The 11,225-nt window shown below is 67.8% G+C and carries 11 protein-coding genes; all 11 read left to right on the top strand.

Annotated features, from left to right (window positions below):
* Positions 1 to 5 precede the first annotated feature (5 nt).
* Positions 6 to 1,550, top strand: coding sequence for a 2-isopropylmalate synthase (locus tag HY726_22855; protein ID MBI4611840.1), 1,545 nt, complete (start codon positions 6 to 8; stop codon positions 1,548 to 1,550).
* A gap of 1 nt (position 1,551) precedes the next feature.
* Positions 1,552 to 2,820, top strand: coding sequence for a 3-isopropylmalate dehydratase large subunit (gene leuC, locus HY726_22850; GenBank protein ID MBI4611839.1), 1,269 nt, complete (start codon positions 1,552 to 1,554; stop codon positions 2,818 to 2,820).
* A gap of 13 nt (positions 2,821 to 2,833) precedes the next feature.
* Positions 2,834 to 3,376, top strand: coding sequence for a 3-isopropylmalate dehydratase small subunit (locus HY726_22845; GenBank protein ID MBI4611838.1), 543 nt, complete (start codon positions 2,834 to 2,836; stop codon positions 3,374 to 3,376).
* A gap of 43 nt (positions 3,377 to 3,419) precedes the next feature.
* Entirely contained in the window at positions 3,420 to 4,505 is a 1,086-nt protein-coding gene (leuB, locus tag HY726_22840) for a 3-isopropylmalate dehydrogenase (GenBank protein MBI4611837.1), read from the top strand.
* 146 nt (positions 4,506 to 4,651) lie between these two features.
* Positions 4,652 to 5,665 carry an aspartate-semialdehyde dehydrogenase gene (locus HY726_22835; protein MBI4611836.1) on the top strand — a complete coding sequence of 338 codons (1,014 nt, stop codon included), beginning with the start codon at positions 4,652 to 4,654 and terminating at the stop codon, positions 5,663 to 5,665.
* A 65-nt stretch (positions 5,666 to 5,730) separates the two neighbouring features.
* Positions 5,731 to 6,501: a tRNA pseudouridine(38-40) synthase TruA gene (truA, locus tag HY726_22830; protein ID MBI4611835.1), complete on the top strand. Its 771-nt coding sequence runs from the start codon at positions 5,731 to 5,733 to the stop codon at positions 6,499 to 6,501.
* A 24-nt stretch (positions 6,502 to 6,525) separates the two neighbouring features.
* On the top strand, positions 6,526 to 7,182 hold the full coding sequence (locus tag HY726_22825; protein MBI4611834.1) for a hypothetical protein: 657 nt from the start codon (positions 6,526 to 6,528) through the stop codon (positions 7,180 to 7,182).
* Positions 7,183 to 7,212: 30 nt separating this feature from the next.
* Positions 7,213 to 7,674 (top strand): hypothetical protein, encoded by a 462-nt coding sequence (locus tag HY726_22820; GenBank protein ID MBI4611833.1) that lies wholly within the window; start codon positions 7,213 to 7,215, stop codon positions 7,672 to 7,674.
* 49 nt (positions 7,675 to 7,723) lie between these two features.
* The gene (locus HY726_22815; protein MBI4611832.1) at positions 7,724 to 9,856 is read left to right on the top strand and encodes a 4Fe-4S dicluster domain-containing protein; all 2,133 of its coding nucleotides are present in this window, start codon (positions 7,724 to 7,726) and stop codon (positions 9,854 to 9,856) included.
* Positions 9,857 to 9,863: 7 nt separating this feature from the next.
* A complete protein-coding gene (locus tag HY726_22810) occupies positions 9,864 to 10,307 on the top strand; it encodes a hypothetical protein (protein MBI4611831.1) in 444 nt (147 codons plus the stop codon).
* Between the two features lie 2 nt (positions 10,308 to 10,309).
* Positions 10,310 to 11,050, top strand: coding sequence for a molecular chaperone TorD family protein (locus HY726_22805; GenBank protein MBI4611830.1), 741 nt, complete (start codon positions 10,310 to 10,312; stop codon positions 11,048 to 11,050).
* Positions 11,051 to 11,225: the final 175 nt, after the last annotated feature.

Below are 11,225 nucleotides of genomic sequence, written 5' to 3'. Positions count from 1 at the left end.
GAGCCATGAATCGCGTCATCATATTTGACACCACGTTGAGGGACGGGGAGCAAGCGCCGGGGTTCTCCATGAACACCATGGAGAAGCTGGAGATGGCCCGGCAACTGGCCCGGCTCAACGTGGACGTCATCGAGGCCGGGTTTCCAATCTCTTCCGACGAGGACTTCGAGGCGACGCGCGAGGTGGCGAAGCAGGTGGGCACCCTCGAGGGGGCCCCGATCATCTGCGGGCTGTCCCGGGTCGGCCTCGCCGACATCGACCGGTGCTGGGAGGCCGTGAAATATGCCAGGCGCCCGAGGATCCACACGTTCGTGGCGACCTCGGACATCCACCTGAAGTACAAGCTCAGGAAGACCCGCGCCGAGGTCCTCAAGGCGGCGGTCGACGCCGTGAAGCACGCTCGGGAATACTGTCACGACGTGGAGTTCTCGCCGGAGGACGCCTCGCGATCGGACTTCGATTACATGTGTGATGTCCTCGAGGCGGTGATCGAAGCCGGCGCCACCACGATCAACATTCCGGACACGGTGGGCTACGCCATCCCGAAGGAGTGGGGTGAGCGTATCGCGCGGATCCGGGAGCGCGTCAAGAACAGCGGGAAGGCCGTGCTCTCCGTCCACTGTCACAACGACCTCGGGCAGGCCGTGGCCAACTCGCTGGTCGCCATCATGAGCGGCGCCCGGCAGGTGGAGTGCACCATCAACGGGATCGGCGAGCGGGCCGGCAACGCCTCGCTCGAGGAGATCGTGATGGCGCTCAGGACCCGCCAGGACTTCTTCGGCATCGACACCCAGATCAGGACCGAGGAGATCTTCCGCGCTTCCCGCCTCCTCTCCCACATCACGGGCGTCCACGTGCAGCCCAACAAGGCCGTCGTGGGGGAGAACGCCTTCGCCCACGAGGCCGGGATCCACCAGGATGGAGTCCTCAAGGAAAAGCTCACGTATGAGATCATGAGGCCCCAGGACATCGGACGACCGTCGAACAAGCTGGTGCTCGGCAAGCACTCAGGCCGTCACGCCCTGGCCGTGCGCCTCAAGGATCTGGGGTACGACCTGTCCGGGACCGAGCTGGACCGGGCCTTCAAGAAGTTCAAGGACCTGGCGGACAAGAAGAAGGAGGTCTACGACGAGGACCTCATGGCCCTTGTGACCAGCGAGATCGCTCAGGTCCAGGAGACCTACGTCCTCGATTACCTGCACGTGATCAGCGGCACCGGCATCGTCCCGTCGGCCACGGTCCGCCTGAAGAAGGAGGAGGAAGTCTTCCAGGACTCGGGCGTCGGGGACGGGCCAGTGGACGCGGTGTTGAACGCCATCGATGCGATCACCGGGCTCAAGGGGCGGCTCCTGGACTATTCGCTCCGGGCGGCGACGTCCGGCAAGGACGCCATCGGCGAGGTCTCGGTGAAGGTGGATTTCGACGGGACCGTGGTCAGCGGCAAAGGCGCGTCGACCGATGTCATCGAGGCGAGCGCCCGGGCCTACCTGAACGCGCTGAACCGGGTGGTGCACCCGGCGGGGCAGAAGCTCAAGGAGGTCGGACCCTGACATGGGCATGACGATCACCGAGAAGATCCTCGCGGCTCACGCCGATAGGCGAGAGGTTCATCCAGGAGAACTCATCACCTGCCGGCTCGATCTCCTCATGGGGAACGACATCACCGCCCCCATCGCGATCAAAGAGTTCGAGCGGACGGGAGCGACGCGGGTGTTCGATCCTGACCGGCTGACGATCGTCTTGAGCCACTTCGTCCCGGCCAAGGACATCAAATCCGCCGAGCAGTGCCGCATCGCCCGGGAATTCGCCAAGAAGCACAAGCTCAAGTACTTCTACGACGAGGGGCGCGGCGGCATCGAGCATATCCTGCTGCCTCAGGAGGGGCTCGTGGTCCCGGGCGACGTCGTGCTGGGCGCCGACTCGCACTCCTGCACCTACGGCGGGCTCGGCTGCTTCTCCACCGGCGTCGGCTCCACCGACCTGGCCGCCGCGATGATCACCGGCGAGACCTGGTTCAAGGTGCCCGAGTCCATGAAGTTCCACTTCTACGGGCGGCTTCAGCCCTGGGTGTCGGCGAAGGACCTGATCCTCTACACGATCGGGCAGATCGGGGTGGACGGGGCGACGTACCGGGCCATGGAGTTCACGGGCGAGGTGGTACACGCGCTGCCGGTAGACCAGCGGCTCACGCTCTGCAACATGGCCATCGAGGCTGGTGGTAAGAGCGGGATCGTGGCCGCTGACGAGATCACGCTGGAGTACGTGCGGCCGCGAGCGAAGCGGCCGTGGACGCTCCACCAATCAGACGCTGACGCCCAATACCACTCGGTTTTTGAGTGGGATGCGGGCAAGATCGACCTCCAGGTCGCGTGCCCGTACTCGCCCGACAACGTGCGGCCGCTGGACGAGATCGCGGGCGTTGACGTGGACCAGGTCTTCATCGGCTCCTGCACCAATGCCCGCATGGAAGATCTCCGGATCGCCGCCCGGATCATGCGGGGTAGGAAGGTAGCGCCCTACGTGCGCTGCATCGTGATTCCGGCCACTCACCAGGTTTTTCAGCAGGCGATGCGGGAAGGATTGATCGAGGTCTTCGCCGAGGCCGGCTGCGCCATCTCCGAAGCGACCTGCGGGCCATGCCTCGGGGGCTACAACGGCGTGCTCGGTCCCGAGGAGGTCTGCCTCTCCACGTCGAACCGGAACTTCCCCGGACGCATGGGGCATCCCAAAGCGCGGGTGTACCTCGCAAGCCCCGCAGTGGCAGCGGCCACCGCCGTGACCGGCAAGATCAGCCACCCCGAAAAGGTGGCGAGCGCGTGAGGGGAGATCGCTCATGAACCTGTACGGCAAAGCCTGGAAGTACGGGGACAACGTCGACACGGACCAGATCATTCCGGCCCGCTACCTGGTGACCTCGGACCCGTCGGAGCTGGGCAAGCACTGCATGGAGGACGCAGACCCCGAATTTGCCAAGAAGGTCCGGATCGGGGATGTCCTGGTCGGGCTCAGGAACTTCGGCTGCGGCTCCTCGCGCGAGCACGCCCCGATCTCGATCAGGGCCGCGGGGGTGTCGGCGGTGATCGCCAAGTCCTTCGCCCGGATCTTCTACCGGAACTCGATCAACCTGGGGCTTCCCCTGTTCGAGTGCCCGGAAGCTGCCGAGCGGATCGAGCAGGGAGATGATCTGGAGCTCAACCCAGTGACGGGCGAGATCAAGAACCTGACCAGAGGGGAGAGCTATCAGGCCCAGCCGCTGCCCGAGTTCGCGCGCGCAATCATGGCGGCGGGCGGGTTGATGAACTACGTCGCGAAGAAGCAGGGGCTCGGCAAGTCAATGGATCCTACTGCCTCCAACTATGACACACGGCAAGACTAGGGTGTCCAGACTCGAAATGGTGTGGAGAGCTTAAGGGCAAAAGATGGCGGCCTACAAGATCGCGGTGCTCCCGGGAGACGGAATCGGTCAGGAGGTCATCCCCGAGGCCGTGAAGGTCCTCGAGCGGGTGGCCAGGGGAGCGGGCGTCGAGTTCGAGTTCGAGGAGGCCCCCATCGGGGGGGCGGCGATCGACGCCACCGGTGTCCCCCTCTCCGACTCGACGCTCCGCCTCTGCGCCGAGAGCCACGCCATCCTGTTCGGGGCCGTGGGCGGTCCCAAATGGGACGATCTGCCGAACGAGAAGCGGCCCGAGCGGGGGCTCCTGAGGCTTCGGAAGGAGCTCGACCTCTACGCCAACCTCCGTCCGGCCAGGTGCTTCCCGATGCTGGTGGATGCCTCGCCGCTGAAGCGGGCGGTGGTGGAGGCGACGGACCTCATGGTGATCCGCGAGCTCACCGGGGGCCTCTACTTCGGCGAGCCCCACGGGCTCGAGACGGGTCCGGACGGAAGCCGGCGGGCGGTGAACACCATGGTCTACACCTCGCGGGAGATCGAGCGGGTGGCGCGGGTCGCCTTCGAGGTCGCCCGCAAGCGCCGCAAGCGGCTGGCCTCGGTGGACAAGGCGAACGTGCTGGTGGTCTCCCAGCTCTGGCGGGAGGTGGTGAACCAGGTCGCCCGGGAGTTCCCCGACGTGGCGCTCGAGCACATCCTCGTCGACAACTGCGCCATGGCCCTCGTCCAGCGGCCGTCGACGTTCGATACGCTCGTGACCGAGAACACCTTCGGTGATATCCTGTCCGACGAAGCGGCGATCCTCGCGGGCTCCATGGGGATGCTCCCCTCGGCGTCGCTCGGCGGGACGAGCGCCCTCTACGAGCCCGTGCACGGCACGGCGCCGGATATCGCGGGGCGGGGGATCGCGAACCCCATCGCCGCGATCCTCTCGGCGGCCATGCTGCTCCGCTACTCGCTGAACCTGGGGTCCGAGGCGGAGCGGGTCGAGGCGGCGGTGCTGCGGGTCCTGGAGAAGGGCTACCGGACCTCGGACATCCGCCAGGAGGGGACGACGCTGGTCGGGACGAGCCAGATGGGCGATCTGATCGCGCGCGAAGTCGAAGCGCTCTTCTAGTCGGAGGGGGACACCCACGCCTTCGGCGCACCCGGGCCTCTGGCCCGGGTACCCGCCCGGGCCCCCTCCGATGCCTCCCCCAGGAGGCTTGCACTGGCAAAGCCAGCGCTCGAACCGGGTGGAGGGGAAGCTCCAAAGGAGAGCTCATGGCGTCAGGGTACGTGGTGGCAGTCGTCGGCGCGACCGGGGCGGCCGGGTCGACCACGCTCAAGATACTCGAGGAGCGCAAGTTCCCCGTGAAGGAGCTGCGCGCCTTCGCCTCCGAGCGGTCCGTCGGGAAGACGGTGCGCTTCAGGGGAGAGGTCCTCCGCGTTGAGAAGGTGACTCCGCAGGCGTTCAGCGGCGTGGAGATCGCGTTCTTCTCGGCCGGGTCGGCCCAATCGCGGGAGTTCGCGCCCCAGGCGGTGAGAGCCGGAGCTGTCGTGGTGGACAAATCCAGCGCCTTCAGGATGGACCCCGGAGTGCCGCTGGTCGTTCCCGAGATCAACGCCCACGCGGTGACGGGCCACAGGGGGATCGTCGCGAGCCCTAACTGCACGACCGTCGTCACCGTGATGCCGCTCAAGCCGCTCCACGACGCGGCGCGGATCCGGCGGGTCATCGCCGTGAGCTATCAGGCGGTGTCCGGTGCGGGCGTGAACGGGGTGGAGGAGCTTCGACGCCAGACGCTCGCCTGGGCCAAGGGCGAGCCGATGGAAGCCCGGCACTTTCCCCACCAGATCGCCTTCAATCTGATCCCGCACATCGACCGGTTCGGAGACGGCGGCTACACCGGCGAGGAGTGGAAGCTCATCCACGAGGTGCGGAAGATCCTGGAGGCGCCGGACCTCGCCATTTCCCCGACGACGGTCAGGGTGCCGGTGTTCACCGCCCACTCGGTCGCCGTGAACGTCGAGACCGTCGAGAAGGTCAGCTCCGCGCGCGCCCGGGAGCTCTTCGCCAACTTCCCGGGGCTCAGGGTCTGGGACGAGCCGGCCGAGAACCGCTACCCGATGCCCGTGGTCGTCGAGGGGCAGGACGACTGTTTCGTGGGCCGGATCCGCGAGGATCTCTCGCTCCCGAACGGCCTGAACTTCTGGGTGGTGGGCGACCAACTCCGGAAGGGCGCCGCCACGAATGCGGTCCAGATCGCCGAGCTTCTGACCCGACCCGCGCTCTAAGGGTCGGCTCCGCCGACCCGCTCGGGTGCCCGCTGAGGAAGCTCGCTCCGCTCGTGCATCTCGCGATGACCCGGACGCTTCGCCTCACGCTCGCCTACGACGGAACGGCCTACCACGGCTGGCAGGTTCAACCGGTCGTGCTGACGGTCCAGGGTCTCCTCACCGACGCGTTGACCCGCATCCTGCGCGAGCCTGTGAAGGTGGTGGGGGCGAGCCGGACGGATGCCGGGGTCCACGCCCTGGGTCAGGTCGCGTCGTTCGTGACGACGCGACAGCTCTCTCTCCCGGCGATCCGATCGGGGCTCAACGCCCTCCTGCCGCCCGACGTCCGGGTGCTGGAGGTCGCCGAAGCGCCGCCGGGCTTCGACGCCCGCCGGTGGGCCCGCCTGAAGCGGTACGCCTATCTGATCGACAACGGGCCGGTCGCGCGGCCGCTGCTGCGGCGTTACGCCTGGCACGTCCCCCGGCCGCTCGAGGCCTCGTTCATGCGTGCCGGGCTCGGCGCGCTCAGGGGCAAGCACGACTTCTCCGCTTTCTGCGCGGCCCCCGGCCGGGAGCGAACCCCGGTCTGCACCGTGTTCGCAGCGCGCCTCGTCTCCCGGCGAACGCTGCTCGCGGTCTTCGTGTCCGCCGACAGCTTTCTCCACCACATGGTGCGGAACATCGTCGGGAGCCTGGTGGAAGTCGGAGCCGGCCGCCGCCCGCCGGCGTGGATCCGGGACCTGCTCCTGGGGCGCGACCGGACCCGCTCGGGACCGACCGCCCCGGCCCAGGGACTCACGCTGCTGCGGGTCGGCTATCCGGTTACCGGGGCCTCGTCCCCGCTCCCCGAGTAATGCCGGCGGCCGGACCGGACCGTCATGGAGCGGTTGACCTCCGAAGAGCTGAAGCGAGAGCAGGCGAAGACGCTCGCCTCCCCCCGGATGCGCTACGGCCTCCTCGCGCGCCTGCTCTTCGTGACGATGGATCTCCTCTACGGCCGGCGGCGACGCCTCTCCAAGTTCAAGGTCCTGGAAGTGATCGCCCGGGTGCCGTACCAGGCCTGGGAGAACGTCGCCTACGTCGCAATGACCCACACCTACGGCTCCCCGGAGTTCGCGCGCCGCGTCTTTGACCGGGTGCACGAAAGTCGGATCCAGCAAGACAACGAGATGTGGCATCTCCTGATCCTGGAGGAGCTGACGGACAGGAAGGGAATCCGTGAGGGGTTCGTCCGCTATCGGATCATCCCCCAGATTCTCGCGTTTCTCTACTACCACATCGCCTGGCTCCTCTACGTGATCCGGCCCAAGTGGAGCTACCTCCTGAACGCCGCCTTCGAGGACCACGCCGAGCACGAGTACATGGCGCACGTGGCGGACAATCCGGCCCTCGAGTCGGAACCGTTCGAGAGCATCTTCGAGGCCGACTACGGACGGTTCGCGTCGCTCGCCGACCTCATCCGCCAGATCGGCTACGACGAGCGCGTCCACAAGCTCGAGAGCCTGCGGCGGGTCGAGGTTGCGAGGTTTCGCTAACCGCTGGTAGAGTTCGAGGAACGGCGGCCCATGGGCAAGGACGAGTACTACGCGCGCGTCGAGCAGCTCACCGAGGGGGCGATGGAGCGGCTCTCGCGCCTCACCCCGAGCGTGGCGGATTTCGTCCTCGCCCACTACCGCGCCATCCGAGAGGCCGCGGAGGCGCACCTGTCCGGCGAGGAGCGGACCAGCCTCACGAACCTCTCCTTCTTCTACTTCCTCGCGACCTGCATCGATTTCCTCTTCTTCCTCCACCTCCGGCACCGGAACGTCAACATCTACGAGCACGAGCTGGAGCACATCCTGAGCGTCATGATCACCCACGCCCGGCATCAGAAGGACGCGCTCCCCGGGCCGCCCGATCCGCAGGCCCTCCCGACCCTGTCTGCGCTGCCCGAGACCTTGGCGCCGGACTGGGAGCAGATCGCGCGCGAGCTTCGCGGGGATCCGGAGGGGCCCGGTGGTGTCGGAGAGCGCGGCTCGGCCACGTGACGCGCGTGGCGAATTTGACAACCCCTCCCGCGGCCCGTAGCATCTGAGCATGCGCTGGGGCGTCGTTCTCTGCAGCTGCAACGAGACGCTGCGGATCGATCCGAAACGGGTCGGGGCGTATCTCGGCCTCACGACCCCGCCGGTCCTCTTCGCCCGCCTTCCACGGGATGAAGTCCACTCGCTCGTCGAGCTGGTGAACCGCGAGCGTTTCGATCGGGTCGTGATCGGCTGTTGCGGTCCCGCCGATCTCTTCCGCGAGGCCGTCGGGGCCGCGGGCGGAGAGCCGACGCAGGTGGTCGTCGTCAACCTCAAGGAGCAGTGTTTCTGGGCTCACCCGCCCGGCGAGGAGGCGGAGGCGAAGGCGGCCAGGCTCCTCAGGGCCAGCATGCGGCTGGCCGAGACGTCCCGCCCGGCGCCGGAAGTCCCGGTGAAGGTCGGCGGGACCGTCCTGATCGCCACAGACTCGCCCGCCGGGCTCCATCTCGCGCGTCGGCTGGGCGAGGTCGGGCGCCCGGTCCTCGTTCTCGACGAGCGCTCCGAGGCCTTTGACGGGGAGTTCATCCACCCCCTGCCGTGGAAAACCAACTGGGGGAGAGTGACCAGGGTCGAGGGGAGCCTGGGAGCCTTCCGCGTCACCGTCGAGCGGAGCCAGCCCCTCGATCTCGAGACGTGCGTCTATTGCCGTCGCTGCGTTCCGGTCTGCCATACCTCCGCGATCAGCGAGGGGCTCCGCTTGAGGCTCCCGCTCTGCGACCGGTGCGGCGATTGCCTGACGGCGTGCGAGCACGTCGGCGCCATCAAGATTCCGCGCCAGGAGACGGAGACGATCCGCGCCGACCAGGTCGTCGTGATCACTGCTGACGGCGCCCCGGAGGTGTCGCCGAGGACCGGGTACCATCTCCTGCGTTCGCCCAGTCCGGGAGACATGGACGGGTTGGCGTGGAAGGTCTTCGGGCTGATCGGCGAGTTCAGGAAGCCGGAGTACGTGACGTATCACACCGACACGTGCGCGGGAGGCTCCGCGGACCACGAGAGCTGCGGGATCTGCATCGGAGTCTGCCCGTACCACGCGATCGCCCGGGACCCGACGAATCGTCTCCGCGTCCGCGTGGACCAGCAGGCGTGCGAGGGCTGCGGGGCCTGCGTCTCCGCCTGCCCCACTTCCTCGCTCACCTTCAATGACCCGCCCCCCGCGGACCTCTACGCGCGGATGGCGGCGCTGCTGGCGCCGCTTCCCGGCCATCCCCAGGTGGATCCGCCGGTGGTGGCCTTCCACTGCCCCGAGAAGGGGCAGGTCGCGCTGGCCGAGGCCGGGAGGCTCAGGCTCAGCTACCCGCCCACGGTCCTGCCGGTGCCGATGGCCTGCCTGCGCCATGTCTCCGAGGCCAACATCCTGGCGGCGTTCCGCATGGGGGCCGCCGGCGTTGCGCTCGTCGGCTGCGAGTCCTGCCCCCACGGCGAGCGGCAGTTGCTCCTCCAGAAGGTCGCCCTGGCCCGCTCGGTGCTCGACGCCTTCGGCGTGGGCGGCGAACGGGTGCACGTCATCACGGGCGAGGCGGGGGAGGCCCGGACCATGCTGGAGGCCCTGGAGCGATTCGTCGCGTCCCTCGGGCCGGCTCCGGTCAGATGGGACGGGCGCTCGGCATCGGCGCTCCCGTCGGAGAACCGCGAGGTCGTCGCCGACGCCGTTCGGGCCTTGATCGACGCCACCGGTCGCGAGCCGGGCCGCGTCGGGGTCGGCGAGACCGAGCCGTTCGCGTTCCCCGACGTGAGGGCCGCGGGGTGCACGATGTGCCGGACGTGCGTGAACGTCTGCCCGACCCATGCCTTCAAGTTCGAGGAGGCGCGGCAGACGCTCGAGCTGAAGCAGATCGCCTGCGTCAACTGCGGCCTCTGCGCGACGGCCTGCCCCGAGCACGTCATCACCTTGAAGCCCGAGGTCTATCTCGACCGGGGCGCTCTCGACTGGCAGGTGGTGGTCCGCGACGAGACCGTGGGGTGCCTCAAGTGTGGAAAGCCGTTCATCAACCGGCGGGCGCTCGAGGCCGTGGAGGCCAAGGTCTTGTCCCTCGCGTCCATCGTGGACACCTTCGCGGGCACCCGGCGTGATCTCCTCCGCATGTGCCCGAACTGCCGCGCCGTCGCCGCGGTTTTCGAGATGGACAAGGGTTGGGAGCCCTAGGGTCGCCATGGAGGAGGGCCGGAAGAAGAAGCGCGACCGAAGGCGGGATCGGGCGGAAGGGAAGGAGTTCATGGATGCAGCCCGGGAGGCCTTCGTCCGGTATATGGCCCTGGAGAAGTGGCGCGAGGTTGAGGACATGCGGGAGACCCTCGGCTTCGATTGGGCGCAGGCGGCTAAGGAGGCCGGTCAATTCCCGGGACGCGGATCCTATCACCGGCTGTGGGTCCGGAGGTGGGAGGAGGACGTGCTTCCCCAAGCGACGGGAACGGACCCGGGGAAGCTATTTGCGGCCCTGGAGGCGGCCATCACCGCAGCTGTCCGTGATGAGGAGGAGGAGCGAAAGGCGCGTGGGGACCGCCCACTTGATGAGGAGCCCGAATACAAAGGTTTCCTGGACGCGGCCCTTGGGAAGCTCTATCGGGAGGCGGCCGGGGAGCTAGAGCCCGGCTAATCATGGTTGGTGACCGGGACCTGCTTGCTTTTCGCCAAGGTTATTACGACCTGTTTGTCTCCCTTCTCTGGAAAGAACCTGCGGGCGAGCTTCTCGCTGGCCTGGCCGACGGGATCGACGAGAGGATCAAAGCGGCCCGCAATGTTCACGCCCGCCTCGGTGAGGGGTGGGAGGAGATCTCGCGCGTCCTGAGCGACGCGGCGCGGGGGGGCCTCGCAGAGAGGGTGGCGGAGGAGTACACCCGGCTCTTCATCGGTCCCCACGGGCCAGCCGTCTACCCCTACGAATCGTACTACCTCACTGGTCGCCTGTTCGACCGTCCCCTCGCCGTGGTGCGGGGTCTCCTGACGGAGCTGGCCCTCGAGAAGGCGGAGGGGTACGCAGAGCCTGAAGACTTCCTGGCCTTCGAACTGGAGGTGATGCGTCGCCTGATCGGGCGCCAGCGTTCCGTCGCCGACCCGGACGCGGAGGTCCACTGGCTGAACTCGCAGGCGACGTTCCTGAAGCGCCACCTCCTCGTCTGGGGCCCGACCGCAGCCAGGGACCTGAGCGATGCCGAAGGAGCGGTTTTCTACCGCGGGGTCGGAAAGCTGTTGCAGGGGTTCCTCGACCTTGAACGGGACCTGTTCAATGGGTGGGGCACAGAGGAGTTGAGGTCTCTCGAGGAAGCCCGCCAGAGCTTCGCGCGGGAGGAGTGGAGGGGGCCGCTGGTCGACCTCCATGGAGAGTCAGCACCCCCCTAGGACAATCGGAGGGGGACACCCCCCCTTCGGCGCGGGTACCCGGGCTCCCTCCGAGACCTCCCCCAGGAATGGTGGTTCGAGCGTGGCGGGTTCGGCCATGCCGCGAGGCAGGCCACCCGCCGCGCGAGGCCCGAGTTGGTTGCGCGGGCGAAGCCCGCGCTCGAAGGGTCTTATT

This window comes from Candidatus Rokuibacteriota bacterium (assembly GCA_016209385.1).
In the GTDB taxonomy this organism is placed as follows: domain Bacteria; phylum Methylomirabilota; class Methylomirabilia; order Rokubacteriales; family CSP1-6; genus JACQWB01.
This window is presented reverse-complemented; position numbering and strand designations above follow the sequence as displayed.

What these genes read in the sequence shown, in the direction of transcription:
- HY726_22805 (MBI4611830.1), top strand. Translation starts at nt 10,310, where the DNA reads ATGGTTGGTGACCGGGACCTGCTTGCTTTTCGCCAAGGTTATTACGAC.
- truA (MBI4611835.1), top strand. Translation starts at nt 5,731, where the DNA reads ATGACCCGGACGCTTCGCCTCACGCTCGCCTACGACGGAACGGCCTAC.
- HY726_22815 (MBI4611832.1), top strand. Translation starts at nt 7,724, where the DNA reads ATGCGCTGGGGCGTCGTTCTCTGCAGCTGCAACGAGACGCTGCGGATC.
- HY726_22855 (MBI4611840.1), top strand. Translation starts at nt 6, where the DNA reads ATGAATCGCGTCATCATATTTGACACCACGTTGAGGGACGGGGAGCAA.
- HY726_22820 (MBI4611833.1), top strand. Translation starts at nt 7,213, where the DNA reads ATGGGCAAGGACGAGTACTACGCGCGCGTCGAGCAGCTCACCGAGGGG.
- HY726_22835 (MBI4611836.1), top strand. Translation starts at nt 4,652, where the DNA reads ATGGCGTCAGGGTACGTGGTGGCAGTCGTCGGCGCGACCGGGGCGGCC.
- leuC (MBI4611839.1), top strand. Translation starts at nt 1,552, where the DNA reads ATGGGCATGACGATCACCGAGAAGATCCTCGCGGCTCACGCCGATAGG.
- HY726_22845 (MBI4611838.1), top strand. Translation starts at nt 2,834, where the DNA reads ATGAACCTGTACGGCAAAGCCTGGAAGTACGGGGACAACGTCGACACG.
- HY726_22825 (MBI4611834.1), top strand. Translation starts at nt 6,526, where the DNA reads ATGGAGCGGTTGACCTCCGAAGAGCTGAAGCGAGAGCAGGCGAAGACG.
- HY726_22810 (MBI4611831.1), top strand. Translation starts at nt 9,864, where the DNA reads ATGGAGGAGGGCCGGAAGAAGAAGCGCGACCGAAGGCGGGATCGGGCG.
- leuB (MBI4611837.1), top strand. Translation starts at nt 3,420, where the DNA reads ATGGCGGCCTACAAGATCGCGGTGCTCCCGGGAGACGGAATCGGTCAG.